Source organism: Mesorhizobium sp. M2E.F.Ca.ET.219.01.1.1 (assembly GCF_004016445.2).
Classification (GTDB): domain Bacteria; phylum Pseudomonadota; class Alphaproteobacteria; order Rhizobiales; family Rhizobiaceae; genus Mesorhizobium.
Window position 1 is genome coordinate 115053 of the sequence record NZ_SADT02000004.1, and the last position, 21289, is coordinate 136341.

The 21289-nt window shown below is 64.7% G+C and carries 20 protein-coding genes; 4 read left to right on the forward strand and 16 right to left on the reverse strand.

Going from position 1 to position 21289, the window contains the following annotated elements; translation table 11 throughout:
- Positions 1–76: 76 nt before the first annotated feature.
- The 6 genes from EN862_RS20550 to EN862_RS20575 are packed head-to-tail and all read right to left on the reverse strand — an operon-like array spanning position 77 to position 6036.
- A complete protein-coding gene (locus tag EN862_RS20550) occupies positions 77–955 on the reverse strand; it encodes an RDD family protein (protein WP_127867735.1) in 879 nt (292 codons plus the stop codon).
- Positions 942–1958 (reverse strand): stage II sporulation protein M, encoded by a 1017-nt coding sequence (locus EN862_RS20555; protein ID WP_127867736.1) that lies wholly within the window; start codon positions 1956–1958, stop codon positions 942–944. Before EN862_RS20555 ends, EN862_RS20550 begins: the two co-directional genes overlap by 14 nt.
- Positions 1955–3259 (reverse strand): DUF58 domain-containing protein, encoded by a 1305-nt coding sequence (locus EN862_RS20560; protein ID WP_127867737.1) that lies wholly within the window; start codon positions 3257–3259, stop codon positions 1955–1957. The genes EN862_RS20555 and EN862_RS20560 overlap by 4 nt, the downstream gene beginning before the upstream one ends.
- The gene (locus tag EN862_RS20565; protein WP_127867738.1) at positions 3256–4212 is read right to left on the reverse strand and encodes a MoxR family ATPase; all 957 of its coding nucleotides are present in this window, start codon (positions 4210–4212) and stop codon (positions 3256–3258) included. Before EN862_RS20565 ends, EN862_RS20560 begins: the two co-directional genes overlap by 4 nt.
- Positions 4199–5413 carry a DUF4350 domain-containing protein gene (locus tag EN862_RS20570; RefSeq protein WP_127867739.1) on the reverse strand — a complete coding sequence of 405 codons (1215 nt, stop codon included), beginning with the start codon at positions 5411–5413 and terminating at the stop codon, positions 4199–4201. Before EN862_RS20570 ends, EN862_RS20565 begins: the two co-directional genes overlap by 14 nt.
- Positions 5410–6036, reverse strand: coding sequence for a DUF4129 domain-containing protein (locus tag EN862_RS20575; protein ID WP_127867740.1), 627 nt, complete (start codon positions 6034–6036; stop codon positions 5410–5412). The genes EN862_RS20570 and EN862_RS20575 overlap by 4 nt, the downstream gene beginning before the upstream one ends.
- A 149-nt stretch (positions 6037–6185) precedes the next feature.
- Here EN862_RS20575 and EN862_RS20580 point away from each other — a divergent pair, with 149 nt between their 5' ends.
- The 3 genes from EN862_RS20580 to EN862_RS20590 are packed head-to-tail and all read left to right on the forward strand — an operon-like array spanning position 6186 to position 7847.
- Positions 6186–6968, forward strand: a complete 783-nt coding sequence (locus EN862_RS20580; protein ID WP_127867741.1) for a hypothetical protein — start codon at positions 6186–6188, stop codon at positions 6966–6968.
- An 18-nt stretch (positions 6969–6986) separates the two neighbouring features.
- On the forward strand, positions 6987–7340 hold the full coding sequence (locus tag EN862_RS20585) for a hypothetical protein (protein ID WP_127867742.1): 354 nt from the start codon (positions 6987–6989) through the stop codon (positions 7338–7340).
- 3 nt (positions 7341–7343) lie between these two features.
- Entirely contained in the window at positions 7344–7847 is a 504-nt protein-coding gene (locus tag EN862_RS20590; protein ID WP_127867743.1) for a hypothetical protein, read from the forward strand.
- A 36-nt stretch (positions 7848–7883) separates the two neighbouring features.
- On the opposite strand, the gene EN862_RS20595 is transcribed toward EN862_RS20590, so the two are convergent.
- The 4 genes from EN862_RS20595 to EN862_RS20610 all read right to left on the reverse strand — a co-directional run bounded on the left by EN862_RS20595 (position 7884) and on the right by EN862_RS20610 (position 13291).
- Positions 7884–9569 carry a tetratricopeptide repeat protein gene (locus tag EN862_RS20595; RefSeq protein WP_127867744.1) on the reverse strand — a complete coding sequence of 562 codons (1686 nt, stop codon included), beginning with the start codon at positions 9567–9569 and terminating at the stop codon, positions 7884–7886.
- Positions 9570–9653: 84 nt separating this feature from the next.
- Complete coding sequence (locus EN862_RS20600; RefSeq protein ID WP_127867745.1) at positions 9654–10778, reverse strand: FAD-binding oxidoreductase; 1125 nt, start codon at positions 10776–10778, stop codon at positions 9654–9656.
- 55 nt (positions 10779–10833) lie between these two features.
- Positions 10834–12354 carry an amino acid ABC transporter permease/ATP-binding protein gene (locus tag EN862_RS37415; RefSeq protein ID WP_127867746.1) on the reverse strand — a complete coding sequence of 507 codons (1521 nt, stop codon included), beginning with the start codon at positions 12352–12354 and terminating at the stop codon, positions 10834–10836.
- Positions 12355–12454: 100 nt separating this feature from the next.
- Positions 12455–13291, reverse strand: coding sequence for an ABC transporter substrate-binding protein (locus EN862_RS20610; RefSeq protein WP_127867747.1), 837 nt, complete (start codon positions 13289–13291; stop codon positions 12455–12457).
- A 191-nt stretch (positions 13292–13482) separates the two neighbouring features.
- On the opposite strand from EN862_RS20610, the gene EN862_RS20615 reads away from it, so the two are divergent.
- On the forward strand, positions 13483–14559 hold the full coding sequence (locus tag EN862_RS20615) for a LacI family DNA-binding transcriptional regulator (protein ID WP_127867748.1): 1077 nt from the start codon (positions 13483–13485) through the stop codon (positions 14557–14559).
- 68 nt (positions 14560–14627) lie between these two features.
- On the opposite strand, the gene EN862_RS20620 is transcribed toward EN862_RS20615, so the two are convergent.
- The 6 genes from EN862_RS20620 to EN862_RS20650 form a co-directional block, all read right to left on the reverse strand.
- Entirely contained in the window at positions 14628–16268 is a 1641-nt protein-coding gene (locus EN862_RS20620; RefSeq protein WP_127867749.1) for an ABC transporter substrate-binding protein, read from the reverse strand.
- Between the two features lie 308 nt (positions 16269–16576).
- The gene (locus tag EN862_RS20625; RefSeq protein ID WP_127867750.1) at positions 16577–17545 is read right to left on the reverse strand and encodes an alpha/beta hydrolase; all 969 of its coding nucleotides are present in this window, start codon (positions 17543–17545) and stop codon (positions 16577–16579) included.
- 5 nt (positions 17546–17550) lie between these two features.
- Positions 17551–18228: an isochorismatase family protein gene (locus tag EN862_RS20630; RefSeq protein WP_127867751.1), complete on the reverse strand. Its 678-nt coding sequence runs from the start codon at positions 18226–18228 to the stop codon at positions 17551–17553.
- A gap of 27 nt (positions 18229–18255) precedes the next feature.
- Positions 18256–19554 (reverse strand): Xaa-Pro peptidase family protein, encoded by a 1299-nt coding sequence (locus EN862_RS20635; RefSeq protein WP_127867948.1) that lies wholly within the window; start codon positions 19552–19554, stop codon positions 18256–18258.
- 310 nt (positions 19555–19864) lie between these two features.
- Entirely contained in the window at positions 19865–20845 is a 981-nt protein-coding gene (locus EN862_RS20645) for a GlxA family transcriptional regulator (RefSeq protein WP_245519655.1), read from the reverse strand.
- Positions 20842–21270 (reverse strand): NUDIX domain-containing protein, encoded by a 429-nt coding sequence (locus EN862_RS20650; protein ID WP_348632081.1) that lies wholly within the window; start codon positions 21268–21270, stop codon positions 20842–20844. The genes EN862_RS20645 and EN862_RS20650 overlap by 4 nt, the downstream gene beginning before the upstream one ends.
- Between the last annotated feature and the right edge of the window lie 19 nt (positions 21271–21289).

Genomic DNA, 21289 nt, shown 5'->3' on the forward strand with positions numbered 1-21289 from the left:
CCACTCGCGTTTCCATTTCCTGCAGTTCGAGTTCGGACAACGACGTTTTCATTCTCAGCCTCGCTTAGCCGCCCCGCTACCGCGCATACTTGTCCGCCTTGCGGTTCCCAAGCAGCAGTTTGCGTTCCAGATGCGCGCGGAGCTCGCCGTAATAGGCGGTGAGGAAAGCCTTTGAATCGACCGGCTCGACCCGGGCCCCGATCTTGCGGGCGATCGTCTCCGCCACCGCTTTAAGCGCCGAATAATCGTCGCGGCGCAGCACTTCCTCCAGCTTCTGCAGCTCGGCGATGCCATAGGCGTCGAGCTGCGCCGCGCTGAACTGGAAGCGGGCGGCGACCGGGTCCTTGCGCCGCGAAAGGTCCTCGAGCAGCGCCACTTTCGGAGCTTCGACCACCCAGGTGCCGGCGAGCAGGTCGCCGATCCTCAAGCGATCGCGGTTGAACAGCGGGAACAACGAGAACAGCAACGCCCACACCAGGCCGAAGATGGTCGACAGCGTGTCGGCGACGTCGGCGCTGGCGCGCGCGGCGAGGATCGACAGCGGCAGGAAAACCTCGATCTCGCGCATCAGGTTACGCGCGATGACCTGGTCCAGCGTGAGGCCGGCGCCGCTGCGTGAGGCGACCCTGACGCCGACCATGCGCTTGCCCGGGGTGGCTGCCCGCCGGCCTGCCTCGAAGGCGATGAAATAGACGTTGCGTAGGAAGAAGATGAAAATGATCCAGACGATGAACAGCGGCTGGGCATCCTCGAAGCCGAGGCCGGCGAGGCCGAAGATTGTCACCAGCGAGACGACCACGGCCGCGATGACGATGATCACCACGTCGAGCAGGAACCCTGAAGCCCGGGTGCCGGCATCCGCCAGTTTCACGCGCAGGTCGACGCCTTCTGGCGTGACCAGCGGGCGGATCAGCGCTGCCGGGTCCTTGACCTTCGCTGTCCTAGCGGTCGCCATGCCGCACCATCCGGAACAGGTAGAAATAACAGATCCATAAGGCCAGCATGCCGCCGCCGATCGAGTAGCGGGCGATGTCGCTGGTGATCGTCTGCCTTCCGATGCCCTCCAACAGTCCGGCGAAAAGCAGCATCACCGTGACGCCGACCATGGCGGTCGCCGCCACGCGCCCGGCTCGCGCCGCGGCGGCCATCCGGGTCAGTTCGCCGGGAAAGGCGATGCTGGTGCCGATGCGCATCCCGGCCGCACCCGCGATGGCGATGGCGAACAGCTCTGTCGTGCCATGGATCGAAAGCCAGCCTCCCAGCTCGAAGCCAAGGCCCTTGGCGGCATAGATCTGGAAGATCGCGCCGAGCATGCAGCCATTCATCAGGATGATCAGCACGCTCGGCACGGCAAAGGCAAAACCCAGCGCGAAGGCCAGGATCGAGACCTGCGTGTTGTGGGTGAAGAGATAGGCGGCAAAGCCTGAGAGAAAGTGATCGCCGCCGCCGTAAAGCACGCTGCGCAGCATCTCGGACGATGAGTCCGGGTTGCGCCCGCCGGCAAGGCTCGGCGCGATGATGGCGTCGTACCAGCGCTTGTCGGAGGCGACCAGCCAATAGCCGGCAATGGCGCCGATCACGGTGAGGGCGACCGACGTCCACACCTCGCGCCACAGATCGCGGATCGCGGCCGGCCAGTCGCGCAGGAAGAAGTCGCCGATGCGCGTCCTCAAGGATCGCCGCGCGCCGTAGAGATAGAAGTAGCCGCGCAGGCACAGCGCCTCGAGATAGGCGATCAGCGCGCTGTCGAGCGAGGTCGCGCGCGCCACCGAAAGCGATGACAGCGCCGAGCGATAGAGGAGCGGCAGCGACAGCAGCTCGTCTTCCGACAGCGCGCGCGGCGCGCGCTTCTCGACGCGTGCCAGCAGCGCCTCGAAGGCTTTCCAGTCGGCCTCCCGCTCCTGGCGGAAGCTGGCCAGCGACTGGCGAACCGCGTCGGTACCGGCGGACAGCGTCATAGAAGGTTCTCCTCCTTGAGCTGGATATAGCGCTCGACCAGCGCCGGCCCGAGCCGCTGATGGTCGGCCTCGATGACATGCGCGCCAAGCAGCCTGAGCCTGCCGATCACCACCTGCCGCTGTCGCAAAAGGTCGCCGGCGGTGACGGAGCGGGCGACATCCTCCGGCGCCGCCGGCGCCATGTCAGCCAGCGTCTCCAGCTCTACGTCCCGCATCAGCATGAACAGCACCAGATGCCGCTCGGTCAGCCGGCCGACGGTGCGCAGCATCAGTTCGGCGCTGATCGGATCGACGAAATCGGTGAAGACGATGACCAGCGAGCGCCGGTCGAGCTTCGCCGACAGCGTAGTTAGCGCCAGGGTGAAGTTGGTCTCCTCGGTCGAATAGTCGATCTCGGCGGCGCGCTTCTGGATCATGGTGAAGCTCGGCGAGCCGCGCACCGCGCCGCTCGAAACGCGCGGCCGGGCGTCGAAGGAGAACAGGCTGACGAGATCGCCGCCCTTGAGCGCGATGAAGGCCGACAGAAGCGCGGCCGTCACCGCCCGGTCGACTTTCGGCACGCCATCAACCGGCTCACACATCAGCCGGCCGCTATCGATCGCCAGAACGATGTTGTTGTTCTCCTCGATCCGGAATTCGCGCGCCAGAAGCTTGCCGTGGCGGGCGCTGCGCTTCCAGTCGATCATGCGCCGGCCCATGCCGGGCTGGTAATCCTTTAGCGCCTCGAACTCGCGGCCCTGGCCAGCGCGCTTCTGCGCATGGCCGTCGGCAAGGGCTGAGCGCTGCAAAAGCGTGATCGCCTCGTCGCGCGCGCTGTTGACGTTGGGCAGCACCGCGACCTTGCGGTCGACCGGCAATATGACCTGGTTCCACACCAGCCCGAACGGGCCCTGCCAGCGCAGCCAGAGCCGGTCGAAGCTGGCGATGCCACGGCGGATGGCCTCGAATTCGAGGTCGAGCGTGCCGCCATTGGCTGGCAGCGCGCCGCCGGTTGCCGCGATCGGCTGGACGCGCTGGTCATGCCCGACGCGCGCGTGCAGGCGCCGCAGCTTTGCCCCGACACCGGCCGCGATGTACAACGTGAAGCGCCCGCCGACACCGACCTGCGGCGGCGCGGTCAGCGTGGCATCGAGCGAGGCGCGGCCTCTACCCGCGGCCGCGTCCACCGCCAGGAAAGCAAGCAGAACGCAGATCCACAACAGGCCGAGATACCAGACAGAGGGCAAAGCGAGCGCGATCAGGAAGGCGGGGATCGCCCCCGCCGCCGCCGCCCAGACCGCTCGCCCGCTCGGATAGATCAACGCGGCGCTTCCGTACGGTCGACGAGGTCGGAGACGATCTGCTCGACCAGCCGCCCGTCGATCTGCGCGGCCGGCGAAAGCACGACGCGGTGGCGCAGCGCCGGCACGGCCAGAGCCTTGACGTCGTCGGGGATGACATAGTTGCGGCCGTCGAGTGCCGCCCTGGCGCGCGCGGCCCGGGCCAGCATGGCGCCCGCGCGAGGACTGGCGCCCACCTCCAGGTCGGGGCTTTCGCGCGTGCCGCGCACCAGCGCCGCGATATAGCCGACGACATCGCCAACCAGCGTGACGTCGCCCACCGTCGCGACGGCGGCTTCCAGCGCCTTGCGGTCGGTCTGCGCCTTGATGCCGTATTGCCCGATATCGTGCGAGGCCGAGCCGCCGCCGTGGTTGACGATGATGGCGCGCTCTTCCGCGAGATCCGGATAGCTCACCCGGTGCTTGAACAGGAAGCGGTCGAGCTGAGCCTCGGGCAGCGGATAGACGCCCTGGTGCTCGATCGGGTTCTGCGTCGCCACCACCATGAAATTCCTGCCGAGCGAATGCGTGGTGCCGTCGAAGGTGACGGCGTGTTCCTGCATGGCCTCGAGCAGGGCGGCCTGCGTCTTCGGCGGCGTGCGGTTGATTTCGTCGGCGAGCAAAAGGTCACAGAAGATCGGGCCGCGCGTCAGCGTGAACTGCCCGGTCTGGAAATTGTAGATGTTGGCGCCGACGATATCGCCGGGCATCAGGTCGGGCGTGAACTGGATGCGGCCATAGGCGACGCCGAGCGCTTGCGCGAAGCAGCGCGCCGTCATGGTCTTGGCGGTGCCTGGCGGACCCTCGAGCAGGATATGGCCGCCCGCAAACAAGGCCGTCAGCATCAGGTCGACCGTGTCGTGCTGACCGGTGATCGCTTTCGCCACTTCTTCCCTGATCGCGTTCGCCAGGGTCTTCACTTCATCGACGTTCACCGAGCCTCCTTGCCGTCCAGTCATGCAGCTGTTCGGCTGCTTCATGCATTGCTGCCAAATTGTTGGATTCGTTCGCAGCCTGGAAGCGCCGGGTGAAGCCGTGCGCCTCGCCTTTGTCGCGGGAATCGAGCCAGCGGTCGAGCGCCTCGCTCTGCAGTCCATGCGGCGCGCCGAGCAGGGCGGCAGCGCGCTGCCGCACCAGTGTTGCATAGCGGTCGCCAAGCTCCTGCAGGCGCCCGGCGCGTTTCAACAGCATCGCCGTTGTGTCGACCAGCGCGCGCTTGCCGAAGGCGATGGCGCGGCCTTCCGCACGCGGCGGCCCGAAGCGGCCGAGCCCATGCAGGAAGGCAAGCGCGGCCGCCACCAGCACCGACAGCGTCAACGCCAGGAAGGGTGGTTCGACCAGCAGCTTGGCGAGGTCGTATTTCTGGCCGATGCCGTGAAGCGTCAGGTCGAACATGACCGCGCCCTTGGCGGGCTCCAGCATGGCGATCATGTCGAGCGCGGCGGCCGCCTTCTGCTCGTCGCCCAACGCGGCATTGTTGATGAAATCGGGATCGGTGAGGATGTAGAAGGGTTCGTCGTCGAGCTCGGTGAGGACGGCTTTGCCGTTACCGGCCGCGATCAGCGGGTGATCATCCGCCACCCATTGCAGTTCGTCCGGCACGGCGATCCTGCGGCCCTGGACATCGATCATGTCGACCGTCGGCTTGCCTTCGCCGAGCTTCGCCTTGGCGATGCGGCCGAGCCAGTCGTTGACGACCGCATTGGGAAGTCGTTCGACCTTGGTCTCCCAGCCGTCACGGCCCAGCAGGGGAACGGTCTGCCATTTCGGCAGCACGAAAAGCGTGTCCTTGCCGGTGCGCAGCTTGATGAGGTGGTCGAGCGCGGCCGGGTCGCTGCCCGGCGCGATGGTGACGACGAGCAGGAAGGTCGAAGCCAGGGGGGACTCCAGGTCCTTCTCGCCGCGCTCCATCGGCGGCGCCTGTCCATTGGTGAGCTTCAGCCATTCGACAAGCCCGGCATATCCGGTACCGCCTTTCGAAAACGGCGTGGCGCCGCCTTCAGGCTGGCGGAAATCGGGCGCATAGGTGGACAGCAGGAAGAAGCCGGCCGCCGCCAAAAGGCTGGCGAAGATGCCCCAGAACAAGGTCTTGCGGCTGAACGGTTCCTGCGCTGCTTCCGTCGTTGCCGCGCTCATGCCCAGGCGTCCCGGAAGGCGAAACGCTCATAGGCGCCGCGCGCCTGTTGCCAGCCTTCGGCGCCGACGGGCCGCCGGGCAAACAACGCGGCTTCGACGATGCGGGCGATCTCGCTGAAGGCGGCGCGGGGCCGGGTGGGTATCGAGCCGGCAGCCGCGATGTCGCGCGCGGTGAGCGACGGCCGCAGGAAGTCCGGTATGCGGGTCGCAATATCGGCGACGCTGCGGCGCAACAGAAGGTGCACCGCCTCGTCAAACTCGCCGCGCGCGGCAAGCGCATCGGCCTCGGAGAGCAGGACCTGGGCGACGCCCGCGTCCGGGCGCCATTCCTCCTTCTCTTCGGTTTCCTGGCGCTTGCGCCGCCAGGGCAGGCGCCAGGCGACGCCTTTGGCTTCAAGAACGAGCAGAAAAGCGATGATCGCGACGCCGATGATCACCGCGCCCCAGAACAGATAGATCATGTAGGGGCCGAGCTTGGCCAGGCCATCCAGCAGCGGCTTCAGCCATTGCGGCGGCTCGGGCCGCACGAAGGCCGGCAGCCCGAACTGAATCGAATCGTCGGCCAGCAGCTGTTTGTGCAACTGTGCCAGCCGTCCGGCGTCTTCCGTCACTGCGGCCGTCACCCGCTCGTTCCCCCTGCAACCTGCGGTTCGGAGCTGACACTGGCAATACGCCATGACAATTGCAAGTGCACTGGACGTAGGCCTTCAATCTTGGCAAATTTACTTTGAAGTCGCCGATTGGACGCGGCGGTGACTCGGGGGAAATTACCATGACCACTGCAACATTGGGACGACCCGGCAGATTCGAGATCGGCAGGGTGTTCGGCAATACCTTCGGCGTGATCACGCGCAACATCGGACTTTGCGTGGGCTTGGCTCTGTTGTTTTCGGGACTGCCGGCATTCCTGATCAGGTTGTGGACGCAGCCGCAGTTGGAGGCGGTGCTGCACGGCGATCCAGCCACGATGGCCGATCCCAGCGCGATGTGGCGCAATTCATACGTCAGCATGATAGGCGGGCTGGTGGCTTTCGTCTGCTCGCTGCTGCTGCAATCGGCGCTGGTTCGGGCGACCATCGAAGACCTCAATGGCAAGCGGCCGACCTTTGGCGACTGCGTGCAGATTGCGGTCCGTTTCCTCCTGCCGACGTTAGCGATAGGTCTGCTCGTCTATTTTGGTTCCATCCTTGCGATGATCGCTCTTATCGTGCCCGGTGTCATCGTGTGGCTTGGCTGGTCGATGTCGGTTCCGGCCCTCATCCAGGAGCGGCGCGGCGTCTTCGGCTCGATGTCACGCAGCCGCGTGCTCACCAAAGGCAGCCGCTGGTCGCTGTTCGGCCTGTTCCTCATTCTCATCATCATCGCGATGATCATCCAATGGGGGATGTTGATGGTTCTCGTGCTGTTCGGCGGCATCATCGCCGAGATCGGAGCCGCGCTGGTGCAGACCGTGGTGTCGATGGTGCTGTCGATCGCAACGGCGGTGAGCTACATCGAACTGCGCCAGGCGAAGGAAGGTGCCAGCATCGACGAGCTGGCGGAGATATTCTCGTAAGCATTTGGGATCGACCCGATGGCTTTGGCAGGCCCAGGCCCAGCCGGTAAATTCCGGCTGGGCGGGGTAATTGGTGATACGCTCTCGTTCATCGGACGCAATCCGGTTCTCGCGCTGACGGTCGCCGTGTGCTTTTTTGCCCTGCCGTCACTCCTGAGTGGTCTGCTGACTTTTGCATACCGGGAGAGGGCAGCGTTCCTGGTTGGCGGCGGCGGGGTTGCACCTTTCTCGATTGCCGTCTATGTGGCCTTTTTGCTCTTTGCCGGGCTTTTGGCCGCACTGCCAGCTTTTCTCGGGCATGCGGTGCTGTCGAAGGCCGTCCTTGAAGACGCAAAAGGCCATCGTCCGTCGATCGCGAGTTGCGTTCAGTGAGCCTTGCACCGTCTCGTTCCCGTGCTCGGCATCGGCCTTACGATCTATCTGTCGTGGTTTTGCTCGCAGCAAACGGAGGTCGCTGCCCAATTGCTCTTCCCGACGTTCGGCGGCGGTATCGCCTTCCTGCTGGCGGTCGTGCCTTGCATCGTTTGGGTGCTGGGCAGCCTGGCGGCGGTTCCGGTCGCTACGCGCGAAGGACTTGGAGCTATGGCTTCGATAAGGCGCAGCCGCACCCTGACCAAGGGATATCGCTGGCCGATATCTGGCCTGTTCCTGGTTCTCTTTTTGCTCATCCTCGCCCTCAGGCTGGGACTCTTTCTTGGATTCGACCTCGCGGTTACGGCCGCCCCTGCTTTTGCGGTCATCGTCAACGCCACGGCAAATGGCGCCGTCACCGCGATCGCATGGCTGCTGGCATCTGTTATCGCGACGAACACATACCTCGCCTTGCGACGTGCAAAGGAAGGCGGAGGCGTCGACGAATTGGTGGAGGTTTTCTCCTAGCAATCGGGGCTCGGTCGCCGGCGGCGGCAATTGCCCTCAATGACAACAGCAACGTTCCGCCTTTAAGCTGGTCCGGCAAAGGCACGATGACGTGATCGCCACATCCGCCTTGACAAGCGCCGCCGCCAGCTTCGCCTGCAATCCCGGCAGCTCGTCTTTCTCGCCACGTCGCTCGAGGCATTCGACCAGCCCGTGCAGCGCCCAGACATTGTCCGGGTGCTGGGCGCAGCGCTGCACGGCGCCGCTCAAGCCCAGATCGTCGCGATAGACCTGCTCGGCCTCGGCCGCCTGGCCCTGGTCGAGCAAAAGCGCCGCCAGCGCGTGGCGCGGCGGATGCATCCAGGCCCACGGCTCGGTGTAGGAGAGATTGTCGTCGAGCTCGACTGCGTGGCGAAGGTGCTCGTAGGCCTCATCGTGCCGGCCCTGGTGGTAGGCGAGCTCGCCGTCGAGCAGCGCGGCGCCCACCGCGAGCGAGGCTTTCGTCGGGTTGCTGAGGAAGCGGCGTTCCGGCGAAATGCTGTCGATTTGCCGGCTGAATAGATCACGTTCGCGCTCGGCGGCAGCGAATTCGCGCAGCGTCGCATGCGCCACGCCCTTGGCGTAGTGCTGGAGCGCGGCGGTCACCACATAGAGATCCGGCTCGCTATTCATCGGCTCGTCGATGATCTCGCGCCAGCGCCCGAAGCGCACCTGCACATGCGATTTCATTGCGTGGTAGCCCTCGACCGTCTGCGTCAGCTTCGGCCGCTCGGGGATGCTGACGACGTCGCGCGTCACCAGGCTGCGCACCTTGTCGGCGGCCCACAGCGCCGGGCGGTACTGGCCAAGGAACATGCAGGTGAACATCATCAGATGCAGGTCGTGGCAGCAGCCGAGCAGGTAATAGGTCGGCTCGCCGGCATAGGCGAGGTAGAGGTCGTTGGCGCGCACCGCCTTCTCGCTGGCAATCTTGGCCTTCTCATATTCGCCGCACAGCACGTAAATGTGCGCAGGCATATGGTTCATATGGCCGGCATCCGGGCACATCGTGCCCAGCCGTTCCGCCGAGCGCATGCCGCGCTCGGGCTGTGTCGACATTTCAAGCAGATGGATGTGGAGATGAAGCGCCGCCGGGTGCGGCGCGGCCCCTGCCTCATCCGACATCCTGATCGAGCGTTCGCATATCTCCAGCGCCTCGATCACATCCGAATTCGGCGCAGGCTCGCCCGTCTTGAGATTCCACAGCCGCCGCACCGTACGCATCATCAGCGCTTCGATCGTGAGCGCCATCACATCATGGTCGTCGGGATGGTCGCGATGGACCTCGCGCATGGCGGCGGCATAGGCATCGTCCCATTTTTCGAACTCAGCGTCGCTCACGCCCTGCGGCTGCTGGAAGCGGGCGCTGAGCGCCTCGATCAGCCGCCGCTCGATAGGGCTCGCGCTCGCCGCATTGGCTTGCGCCAGCCGCACATGCTCGAAACAGCGCCTGGCGACACGGTCGGCTTCGGCCTTGCCATGCTCCTTCCAGGTCAGATTGTAGAAAGGCCCGGCGGCATAGGCGATGCCCCAATGGACGAAGGCGCAAGCTGGATCGGTCTCCAGCGCCTTCTCGAAGCACTTTATCCCTTCCTCATGGTTGAAGCCGTAGCACCAGTTCAACCCGATATCGAACCAGCGCTGCGTTTCGGGCGAGGAGGTGGAGATGGGACGGCGATAGGTGCCGAGGTCGAAGTGATCCATGCCCGATCGTTTCTCGCATTCGAGCCGGCGAAAACCGGCCACGCACAATCTGTGCCGAAAGACGCGGGCTTGGCAAACGGCTTCTCAACTGTCGAACCGCGCGGGACGAAACGGCTCAAGCAACGGACTGGGCTCGCCGCTGACGATCTCGTCCGCCAGCAATTCGCCCGCGATGAGACCGAGCGTGGCGCCGCTATGGCTGAAGACGACGTTGTAGCCGGGAATGCCGGCCAGCTGGCCGATCACCGGTTCGCCATCGGCCGGTATCGGCTTCGGTCCCATGTGATGGCTTTCCAGCGCCAGTTTCGGATTGCCTTCCAGCACCTTGGAGGCCTCTTCGAGCAGGCCCGCGATCGTCGATGGCTTGGCCTCGTAGCTGCCGTCGCCGCGCACAATGACTTCTTCCTCGGACCAGGCCGAGTCGAGCGCGAAACCGCCGTTGGGGGTCGGCCGGATGGCGACACGCGGCGTATTGAGCACGGCGCGCAGCGGATGGCGGACTGGCTTGCTGAAGAGGAGCAGCGCGCGCGTCGTGCCGTCGCCAATGCGCCGGCCTGCTTTTGCCGCCATTGCCGGCACCGCCGGGCCGGTCGCGACCACGACGGCGTCGGCATCGATAGCCAGGCCGGAGGAGGTCCTCACGCCGGTCGCCCGGCCATTGGCAAGAACAACATCGGCAGCGCCGGCATCGGTGACAATCCGCCCGCCGCGTTCGCCGAACTCCCGCAGCAGCAGGCCGATGAGCGATGGCAGATCGACCCAGCCTTCGCCGGCATTGAAGATGGCGCCTTGGCGAGAAACAGCCTTTGAGTCGATGCCTGGCGTGACGGCGGCGATCTCGGCGGGTGCGAGCAGCCGCGTCTCGTAACCGATCGCCTGTTCGTGGCGGAAGATTTCCTCGATCTGGTTGGCCGCATTGTCGGCGTCCCAGGTGAGCCCGCCGTCAAGCCGCAGCCAGGCGCGGCAATCCTGCCCGGCTGCGAACTTCCGGTAGCGGTCGAGGCCCGCGATGCGCAGCGCATGGTAGGCGGCCGAGCGTTTTCGCGCGGAGTTGAGCCAGGCGAGTGAGCGCGACGACGCGCCGTTGGCGACCGGCCCGTCGCTGACGATCGTCACTTGCGCGCCGAGCCGGGCGAGATGAACGGCGGTTGAGACGCCGAAGATGCCGGCGCCGATGACGGCGACCTTGAGGGCGGATTTTTCAGTCATGACTGCAGCTTTCGATGATCGGGCTTTGGCTTGGGAGAGGGCGAGGCGGGATCGCTCACAGCACCTCGGCGAGAAATTGCCGGAGTCTTGGGCTTTTCGGCCGGTCGAATATCTCCGCCGGCGGGCCGACCTCGACGATGCGGCCCTCGTCCATGAAGGCGACCTGGTCGGCCACCTTGCGCGCGAACCCCATCTCATGGGTGACGACGATCATCGTCATGCCGCGCCGGCCGAGGTCGGCCATAAGGTTGAGCACGCCTTTGACCAGTTCGGGGTCGAGCGCGCTGGTCACCTCGTCGAAGAGGATGACTTCGGGGTCCATGGCCAGCGCGCGGGCGATCGCCACGCGCTGCTGCTGGCCGCCGGAGAGGCGGCTCGGCCGGTAGTCCGCGCGGGCGGCAAGGCCCACTTCGGCAAGCTGCGCTTCGGCCAAACGCCGTGCCTGGCTTCCCGCCATGCCCTTGATCTTGGTCAGCGCAAGCATGACGTTCTCGATCGCCGTGTGGTTCGGGAACAGGTTGAAATGCTGGAACACCATGCCGACGCGGCGGCGAAGCTGCTCCGGTTGCATCGCCAGAATGCTTTCGCCGTCGAGCAGGACGTCACCGGCCTTGGGCTCGACCAGCCGGTTGAGGCAGCGCAGCAGTGTCGATTTCCCTGATCCCGATGGACCGATCACGCAGGTGACCGTCCCCGGCTCGACCTTGAGCCTTATCTCTTTCAGCACCTGCAGTTCGCCATAGGCCATGTCGAGGTCGCGCACCTCGAGGCTGCCGGCCTTGATGGCCGGCCGTGCCGTTGCGGGGGCCTTGCCCGACACGTCCCTCAACTCGCCGACCTCGACCAGGCCGCTGACGGCGGCGCCCGGTTTCTGCCTGCCTAGCCGCAGACGGTTGTCGATATGGTTGACCACGTGGGTCAGCGGCACCGTGATGATCAGATAGAACATGCCGGCCAGAAGCAGCGGCGACAGATTGCCGGTGACCACTGCCTGGTCCTGGCCGATGCGGAAAATCTCACGCTCGGAGGCAAGCAGGCCGAGGAAATAGACGAGGCTGGAATCCTTGACGTTGCCGATGAACTGATTGACCAAAGCGGGAAGCACGCGGCGTATGCCCTGCGGAATGACGATCAGCCGCATGCCCTGGCCATAGCTCATGGAGAGCGCGCGGCACGCTTCCATCTGACCGCTCTCGACGCTCTGGATCCCCGAGCGGAAAATCTCGCCGATATAGGCGCCGGCAATCAGGCTCAGCGCCACGATGCCGAGCGGGTAAGGCGAGGGGCCGAACAGCTCGCGGCCGATGCGGGCAAAACCCTGGCCGATCAAAAGGATGGTGAGGATCGCCGGCAGCCCGCGAAAGATGTCGGTATAGACGCGCGCCGGAATCCGCAGCCAGGCAGAGCGCGAGATGCCCATGACCGCAAGGATCATACCTATGACGATGCCGAGCACGGTCGAAGCCGCGGCCAAGATCAGCGTGTTCTTCAAGCCGACCATGAGCAACGACGGCAGCACCGATGCCATCGCGTCCCAATCGAAGAAGCTGCGCTGAAGGTTCTCTAACCAATTCATTCGCCAACCTGCCTTGCTCGGCGACGGAATCGCCCGTCGCGCGATCGCTCATGGCCCGCCTGGAAGGCCGCCGGCATTCGCGCCGGCGGCAGTTTGCAGGTCAGTTCTTCTTCGGGAGATATTGCTCCGGCATCGGCGATCCGGGGAACCATTTCTGGTAGAGCTCGCGCCAGGTGCCGTCCTGCATGGCTTCGTGGATGCCCTTGTTCAGCGCCTCGCGAAAAGCGTCGTTGCCCTTGCGGATAACGAAACCAGCCGGCGCGTCGAAAGACGGAATGTTGATGGCGATCTTAAGCGACGGATAGCGCTCGCCATATTGTTTGGCCGCCTCATAATCGAGGAAGTGTCCGTCGATCGTGCCGTTGTTGAGCGCGGCGATAGCCGAGTTGTTGTCGGGGAATTTCACCAGGTCGGTATGGGTAAAATTCTTGGTAGCGTAGATTTCCTGCAGCGTGCCCTGGACGACGCCGAGGCGCTTGCCGGCAAGGCCTTCGGCGCTGGTGATCTTGGGGTCGGACGTCAGCACGGACAGATACCCGGCAAGATAGCCGTCGGAAAAGTCGACCGTTTGCTTGCGCTTCTCGGTCGTTCCGATGGCCGCGACGGCCACATCGAAGCGTTGGTTGGCGACGGACGGCATCAGCGCCGAGAACTCCTGCCCAGTGAAGGTCACCTGGTCCGGCTTGAAACCCATCCGGCCCACCACGTTGAGGAAGAATTCGAGATCGAACCCGGTGAACTTGCCGTCGGCGGTGGTGAAGGCATAAGGCTTGGCGTCGCCCATCGTGCCGACGCTGATCGTCTTTGGGTCTATGAGATTGTAGGGATTGTCCGTCGCCCACGCCTTGGGCAGCGATAGGAGCGCAAGTGCGACTGCTAGGATCAAGGAGCCGACGCGCTGGCGGCGGCCTGAAATGAAAAGACCTCTGATGTGCATGGTTGTTCTCCACTCTGTAGATCGGTCCGTGCGGGGGCACAGCGAACAATTTCTGTACGGCCTACGATCGACGCCTGTGGCGTTCTTCTTGTGATGAGACCGGTCTCAAATCGATTTGAGACCGGTCTCTTGACATTTGTAGGCACGACGACGAGCATCCGTCAACGAATTTGAAGAGCGATTTTTCCACAATGAAGCGCCCGCCCAAGAATTCCTCGATCACCGTCAGCGACGTTGCCCGGGAAGCGAAGGTTTCCAAGGCGACCGCCGCGCGCGTTCTGGGCGGCTATGGCCGGGTCAGTCAGACAGTCCACGCGGCAGTGTCGGAAGCGGCTAAGGCACTGGGCTATCGCCCGAACGAGCTGGCGCGCAGCATGACGACCGGCCGTTCGGGCAGTATCGGTGTCGTCGTCGGCGATATCGAGAACCCTTTCTTCTCGCTTGCGGTGCGCGGCATAAGCGATGTCGCAAGGTTATCGGGCATCAACGTCATTCTGGCCAACTCGGGTGAGGAGGTCGAAGCGGAAAAGAGCGCCATACGCGTGCTCCTGGCAAAGCAGGTCGACGGGCTGATCATTACGCCCGCCCAAGCTGGAGACATCGCCCACCTCAGGGAGATTTCCTGCCCGCTCGCGCTGCTCGATCGGGCACTGCCGGAGCTGGATGTCGACACGGTAACGGTGGATGACCGCAACGCTGCACTACGCGCGACCCGCATGTTGACCCAAGCCGGGCACCGTAGGATCGCCTATGTCACCGCCGCGGTGTTGTCGGGGGATTTTCGCGGTGCTGCTTCAAGCATCAATACCTCCACGGTGCGGGAGCGCATCCTGGGTTTCTTGGAAGCCTGCCGCGCAGCCGGCATCGAGAATGCGGAGCGCAATATTCATTTCGGCAGCAGCCGATCGGAGAGGTCCCATGGCTTGCTGCTGCAGATGCTCCGGAGCGCCGACAGGCCGACTGCAATCCTGGCCTCCGACAGCGTCGTGGCGCTCGATCTTTTCAAGGCGATCCGGGAATGCGGCCTCGGCATTCCGCGGGACATATCGTTGGTCACCTTCCATGATGCGGACTGGACCAGCGTGACGACTCCCCCGATCACCGTGATCGATCAGCCGGTCTATGCACTCGGAAAATCGGCGGCGGAGCTTCTCATCCGCCGCCTGAAAGGCGATGATCGGTCCCCTGAAAGGATAGTCCTGCCGACGACCATCATTGAGCGGATGTCAGTAGGTGCTCCCCTGAACCTGCCGCACCATCAATCCTGACTGTGCAGGCCGCAACAAACCGGCCGACGCGACGGGAGGGGCGCGCCGGCCGCTCGGTCCTGGGAAGATCAGCTCTCCAGCCAGACCTTTTCGAAATGCTGCTCGAGCGCCTGGTGCTGTTCGCAGCCCTGCACGCCCTTGCGATAGGTGCGGTAGACCGAGCGCCAGTAGGGCTGGATGATGATGCCGCTATCGCGCAAATTGGTCTCGATCTTGGCCATGATCTCCTTGCGCTGCGCGGCGTCCGGCATTGCCAGCGCCTGGTCGAGAAGCTCGTCGAACTCCTTGTTCGCATAGGCGCTTTCGTTCCAGGCCGCGCCCGACTTATAGGCCAATGCCAGCACCTGGACGCCGAGGGGGCGGCCGAGCCATTCGGTGCAGGAATAGGGGAACTTGCTCCAGTCGTTCCAGAAGGTCGCGGCCGGCAGCACGGTGCGCTTGATCTTCAGGCCCGCCTCGCGGATTTGCGCCGCGATCGCGTCGGCGGTGCTCTTTTGCCATTCGATGTCGACCGAGATCAGCTCATATTCATGATCGGCCTTGCCGGCTTCCGCGATCAGCTTCTTGGCCTGTTCGACATCGCGCTTGGCCGGGCCGATATCGGCGAATTCCGGATGCATGGGGCCGACATGGTGGTTGTCCGCGGGCTTGCCGCGACCATCGAGACCGAGCTTCAGCACCGCCGCATTGTCGACGGCAAGTTGGGCCGCGCGACGCACCTTGACGTCGTCATAGGGCGCGTTGGAGACATTGAAGCGCGCCACGATGGTCGAGCCGGTGGCGATCTCGGAATTCTGCAGGCCCATCTTGTCGGTCTGCGAGACGGCGTCCGACGCGGTCTCATGGTCGGTGTCGATCTCGCCGGATTCGAAGGCCGACAGCATGGCGTTGGGATCGGAGCCGTAATCGACCCATTTGATGCCGTCGAGATGGAACTCGCCCTTCCACCAGGGCTTGTCCTTGCGCTTCACCTCCGCGCCCGTCTCGGCGTCCCAGCTCACCAACTCGCACGGGCCGGTGGTGATGGCCAAAGCCTTCTTCGGGTCGGCATCGCCCTCATAGGAGCGGTGCATGATCAGCGCCGGATAGTCCGCCATGCCGGCAATCAGCGAGATGTCTGGCTTGGGCAGGTTGAGCTTGACGGTGTAATCGTCGACCTTCTGGATGCCGCCATCGACCGGCTTCTTGGTGTCGGCATTGACCAGCGCGCCCATGCGCGCCGCGACCGAATTGCCGGCGACCGAGGCATCGCACCAGCGGTTGAGGTTGTGGATCACGTCGTCGGCGTTGAATGTGTCGCCGTTCGACCAGGTGATGCCCTTGCGCACATGCAGGGTGATCGTCTTGGCGTCGTCGCTGGTTTCCCAGCTTTCCAGCAGCCACGGCTCGAAGGAAAAGTCGGTGTTCCAGCGCACCAGATATTCGTTGCACTGGCGCGCGACATTCGACATCTCGACGCCGTCGAAGGTGCGCGGATCCTTGAAGCCTTTGACGTTCATGGCGACGCGCAGCACACCGCCCTTTTTCGGCTCGGCGGCCCGGGCGGGCGAGGGGGTAATCCCGCCCAGCGCCATCGCGCCGGCGGCGCTGACGCCGAAGCCGGCCATCAGCGCCAGATATTCGCGCCGGCTGATCGCGCCCTTCTTGAAGTCGTCGGCGATCGGCTTTGCACGCGGGTGCAGTTTCCTGTCGGTCAGCATGAATTTCATCGTCGTTCCCTCTGTTGTTGGGCGCCCCGGGATCGCCAGGCGCGGGGGCGGATGCGACCGCCGGGGCGCCATTGCCTGCTGAGGAATGATAGGTCCGCTTTCCGCAGCGAAATGTTTGGTTTTCCGCAGTTCTTGTGCGTTGTTCCGCAGAGGGAACTTGACTCAGACGGCCTCGCCCCCTCATCCGGCGCGCTTCGCGGCCACCTTCTCCCGAGGGGAGAAGAGGTTCGCGCCGGCGCTGACAGGCTCCTCTCCCCTTGGGAGAGGTTAGCCGAGCGAAGCGGAGGCTGGGTGAGGGGGAGCGCCGTTCAATACGGCCACTCGCCCCGCCCAAGCGCGCCGATATCCGCAACAATCCTCGCAAATGCCTCCGCCGCACGCAGCACGGTAGCGCGGGCCCGCAAAAAACTGTGTACCAGCCGCTTCTCCTCGCGCCACCACGCTTGTCCGCCAGCGGCAACAATCCGGTCGCGATAGGTCTCGCCGTCCGAGGACAGCGGGTCGCACTCGGCGGTGACGATCACTGTCGGCGGCAGTCTGGAAAAGCCACGATCCGCGAGCGGCGAGAACGTTGGGTCGTCCGCCGACTGCCCGGGCGCCGACCGAATGCGCTGATAGAACTCGATATCGGCAAGCGTAAGCAGCGGCGCCTCGGCATGCTCGACGTAGGAGCGCCCGGTCTCGCCGCCGCCTAGCCCCGGATAGATCAGCATCTGGCCAACGGCATACCGGGGATGCCGCCGTGTCGCCTGCGCCACCGCGGCGGCCAGATTGCCGCCGGCGCTTTCGCCGCAAAGCACGATCGGCAGCGCGCTGGTCGCGGAGACCCATTCGAACACGGCCAGCGCATCGTTGAAGGAGGCCGGATGCGGATGCTCCGGCGCCAACCGGTAATCGGCCGAGACCACTTCAAACCCTGTGCCGGCGCAGATCTCGGCGCAGATGTCGTCGTGACTGTCGAGATCGCCGAGCACGAACCCGCCGCCATGATAATAGACGACGATCGCCGCCGCCTTACCCGCCATCCGATAGCGGCGGACCGGGATCGCATGCGCCGCCGTGGCGACGACGCCATCGCTGGCGGTCACACCATCTGGGCGACCCCGATGGAAGGCCACGCACATCCGGTCATAGACCGCGCGCTGCTCCGCGATGGGCGCGGCAACGATCTCCGGCGGGTACCAGCTGTTGACCCGGTCGATATAGTCCCAGAGCTCCGCATCGAGCCGGTCGGCATATTTGCCGCGGCTCGCCGGATCGGTTGGTCCGCCGACCACTGCCGTCAGAGCTCCGCGTAGAGTTGCGCCGCATTCTCGAAGGTGAAGCGCAGCGGTACCGAACCCTCGACCTGCCAGACACTGACCGTGTCGCCGGCCATCAGCCGGCAGGCGTCGAGCGTGTTGGTGACGGCGCCGCCATAGAGCCGGTTGGCGAGGTTGAGGATGCCCGTCTGGTGCATGGCCGCACTGGCGCTGCCGCAGGCGTCCTTGACCAAAAGCACGCGAAACCCAAGCGCCACCGCGTCCTTCACCGTGGCGTCGATGCAGGCTTCGGTCCAGACGCCGGCAATCACCAGCCATTCGATGCCGGACGCCTTGAGTTTTTGGGCAAAATCGTTCTTGCCGAAGGCGCTAGCCTCCTGCTTGACCAGCATGGCTTCGCCGTTCTGCGGCGCCACTTCATGGCAGATCGCCGTCAGCGGATCGTCCTTGTCGGAGAAGGCCGACTTGCCGCTCTCGTCCACGGGGTGGAACGGCCGCGCCTTGGCGAGGTCGACGATATAGGCCCAGTGGTGGAGCGGCACGAAATTGCGCCGCGCCGCCTCCTGCAGGCGCTGGGTGTTGGCGAGGATGTCGGCAAAGCCCTCGACCAGATAGCGCTTGTCCCTGCGATGCTCCTCCTGGAGATCGATGAACACCGCGGCCACCGTGCCGCGCCGGATGGAAATGGGCGTTTTCATGCGGAATGTGCTGTCGGTACGTGGGCGCTACTTGTCAAGAAATTCGTCTTCATACGGAAACCGCGAGAGCAGCTCCGTACCGGTCTCGGTAATCAGAATCTCGTCCTCCAGCTTGACGCCCTCGCGGCCGCCCTTCTCGCCGATATAGCTTTCGACGCTCACCACCATGCCGGCTACGATGATGCCGTCGCGACCGTAGGTCTCGTAGTCCATCGCATGCGCGATGAAGGGCGTCTCGCCATGCATGCCGACGCCATGCATGACCGACGTATAGCGCTGGTCCACAAAACGGTCGGGAATCTTCCATGCCTTCTCGGCGATCTCGCGGAAGGCCATGCCGGGCTTCACGATTGAGATATTGTGCTGCACCTGGTCATGCGCCATGCGGTAGAGCGATTTCTGGTAAGGCGTCGGCTTGCCCGGCCCGCAGCGGAAGGTGCGCGAGAAGTCGGAATAATAGCCGTAGCAGCCGATCGTGTCGGTATCGAGCGCCAGCAACTCTCCCGGCCGGATCTTGCGGCCGCTCGCCTCATTGAACCACGGATTGGTGCGCTGTCCCGATGTCAGCAGGCGCGTCTCGATGAACTCGCCGCCCTGGCGGATGACCTCGCCATACATGATGGCGAAAAGCTCGTTTTCGGAAACGCCGGGTTTGATCGCCTCGCGCACCGCAGCCACCGCGGCCTCGGCGCCGGCCATCGAGGCCAGCAGGCATTTCACCTCCTCCGGCGTCTTCACCGCGCGCACGGCCAAAATCTCGCCCTGGCAATCCTTCACCTCGCAGCCGCGTTTTTCCAGGGCCAGCGCCTGCAGGTGGCTGCAGCGGTCGAGCCCAAGCTTCATCGAGCCGCCGCCATGCTTCTTGAGCAACTCGGTGATCTCATCGGCAAACGGCCCGGCGGTCTCGTCGTCACGGCCGGAGACGGATGACCAGACCAGCTTGGACGGCCGCGCCTCGTCGATCGTGTCGAGCACCATCGAGACATGGTAGCTCTGCGGGTATTCGAACAGCACGATCGGCCCTTCGGTCGGGATGAAGAAGTAGCGCGTCGAATTGCGCAGGAAATAGCCGAACATGTTGCGCGAGCCGGTGGCGTAGCGCTGGTTGTAGGGATCGAACAGCACGATGCCGCCGTAGCCCGCCTCGCGCATCCAGGCACGCAGCTTGGTAAGGCGTCCCTTACGAAGGGCATCCGCATCGATGAAGGACGGCTCGGTGTCGGACAACCACATGCCGCCGGCCGGATCGGCCGCCGCCGGGTGGCGCATGCGGTCCTTGAAATCCACATCCTCGGTGCTGTCGGGGTCGAATACGACGATGCTCATGGGGGGTCTCCTGATGGAGAGAACATAGCTGGGCAGGGTTTTGGGCTTATGCGGAATTCCGCGGTTGTTGTGCCGGATGCCGCACGACGAACGAGCAGCGCCGTGATCCTTCGCGCCCCCCTCTGTCCTGCCGGACATCTCCCCCACGAGGGGGGAGATTGCCAGCTTCGGCGCCCCGCTCGCTCCTGCGACGTCGATGATTGGCGAAAGCTGGTGTGATATCTGATCTCCCCCCAAGTGGGGGAGATGGCCGGCAGGCCAGAGGGGGCGCTGTCCCGCCAGCGTCCATCGCGCCAGCGCGCACTGCACCCTAATGCCGCCTCATCGCCTTCGGCGCGTGCCCGTGCTCCTCGCGAAAGGCTCTGGCAAAACTCGACATCGAGGCAAAGCCGCAGGCCAGCGCCACGTCGCGCACCATCAGCGTCGAATGCGCCAAGAGGTCGGCGGCCCGTTTAAGCCTGAGCCGCCGGTAATAGCCGTTGGGTGAGATATCGAGTTCCGCGCGGAAATTGCGCTCGAGCTTGTCGGGCGAGACGCCCAGCCGTTCCGCCAGATCGGCCATGCCAAGCCTTTCCTCCACCGCATCTTCCATGATGGCGATGGCCGAAAGCACCAGCTCGTTCTGCACCCCGGTGCGCAGCCTGAGCGGCATCAGCTTGCGGTCGACGCTCGACCGCAGCGGCGAGTGCACGAACCATTCCGCCACACCCGCCGCGAGTTCGGCGCCGTAGTCGCGCGTGATGATCTCCAGCATCATGTCGAGACTGCCAACGCCGCCCGCGGAGGTGAACCGCTTGCGGTCGATGACGAAGAGATCGCGCCGAAGCTCGATATCCGGAAAAGCCTCGGCGAAGGCTGCCTGGCTGGTCCAGTGCAAGGTGCAGGCGTGCCCGTCGAGTAAGCCCGCGCGGGCAAGGAAAAAGGCGGCGTCCGCGACAGCGCCGATATGCGCGCCGCCGCGCAGGCTTTTGCGGATCCAGCTCATTGCCTCGTCGGCCACGACATGGTCGGCGTCCCCGCCGGAGCACACCACGATGCGATCGACCTTCGGCGCGTCCGCCGCGGAAAAGCCGGGCTGGATGACGACGCCGTTCGAAGCCTCGACCGTGCCGGGATCGGCGCCGACGATCACCCAGCGGTAGCAATCATGCTTCGCAAGGATGTTGACGGCGCGCAGCGGCTCGATGACGGAGGAAAACGCCATCATCGGAAAGCCGGGAAAGACCAGCACCGCGAAGGTGAGGGGCGCTCCTCCGCCCGCCGCCTGTTTTTCCATGTTGCGTGAATTCATGGCCGGCGGCCGTAGCGCGGCAGCACAATATCGGCAGTCAGCGGCGCCAGTTCCATGCCGCTCGCCAGCGCCGGGTTAAGCCAGATCATCTCCTCGATCTCCGCCGCCGGGATCGGCTCGTCTGTGATGGAAAGCTCGAACAGCTCGGCCTCGACACGGGCGTCCGGCTCGTTGGCGGCGGGCGCCGAAAACGAACCGAGATGGAAGGCAGCGCCCGCGTCAACGACGATGCCCAACTCCTCGCGCAATTCGCGCGCAAGGGCCGCGGCGGGCAACTCACCCGGCTCGATCTTGCCGCCGGCCTGCATGAAGGCTTTTGTGCCGCGCTTGCGCACCAGCAGCAGCCTGCCGCCGTCGTCGCGGATGATGGCGGCGGCGATGCGGATCGTCCTGGCCGTCATTGCTCTGGAATGGCTGGAGGTCACGATAGGCTGTTTCCCGGCG

Coding starts and splice junctions, on each gene's coding strand:
- EN862_RS20635 (WP_127867948.1), bottom strand. CDS start 19,554: ATGAGCATCGTCGTATTCGACCCCGACAGCACCGAGGATGTGGATTTC.
- EN862_RS37415 (WP_127867746.1), bottom strand. CDS start 12,354: ATGAATTGGTTAGAGAACCTTCAGCGCAGCTTCTTCGATTGGGACGCG.
- EN862_RS20620 (WP_127867749.1), bottom strand. CDS start 16,268: ATGAAATTCATGCTGACCGACAGGAAACTGCACCCGCGTGCAAAGCCG.
- EN862_RS20585 (WP_127867742.1), top strand. CDS start 6,987: ATGGCTTTGGCAGGCCCAGGCCCAGCCGGTAAATTCCGGCTGGGCGGG.
- EN862_RS20595 (WP_127867744.1), bottom strand. CDS start 9,569: ATGGATCACTTCGACCTCGGCACCTATCGCCGTCCCATCTCCACCTCC.
- EN862_RS20600 (WP_127867745.1), bottom strand. CDS start 10,778: ATGACTGAAAAATCCGCCCTCAAGGTCGCCGTCATCGGCGCCGGCATC.
- EN862_RS20610 (WP_127867747.1), bottom strand. CDS start 13,291: ATGCACATCAGAGGTCTTTTCATTTCAGGCCGCCGCCAGCGCGTCGGC.
- EN862_RS20570 (WP_127867739.1), bottom strand. CDS start 5,413: ATGAGCGCGGCAACGACGGAAGCAGCGCAGGAACCGTTCAGCCGCAAG.
- EN862_RS20615 (WP_127867748.1), top strand. CDS start 13,483: ATGAAGCGCCCGCCCAAGAATTCCTCGATCACCGTCAGCGACGTTGCC.
- EN862_RS20550 (WP_127867735.1), bottom strand. CDS start 955: ATGGCGACCGCTAGGACAGCGAAGGTCAAGGACCCGGCAGCGCTGATC.
- EN862_RS20555 (WP_127867736.1), bottom strand. CDS start 1,958: ATGACGCTGTCCGCCGGTACCGACGCGGTTCGCCAGTCGCTGGCCAGC.
- EN862_RS20645 (WP_245519655.1), bottom strand. CDS start 20,845: ATGAATTCACGCAACATGGAAAAACAGGCGGCGGGCGGAGGAGCGCCC.
- EN862_RS20630 (WP_127867751.1), bottom strand. CDS start 18,228: ATGAAAACGCCCATTTCCATCCGGCGCGGCACGGTGGCCGCGGTGTTC.
- EN862_RS20580 (WP_127867741.1), top strand. CDS start 6,186: ATGACCACTGCAACATTGGGACGACCCGGCAGATTCGAGATCGGCAGG.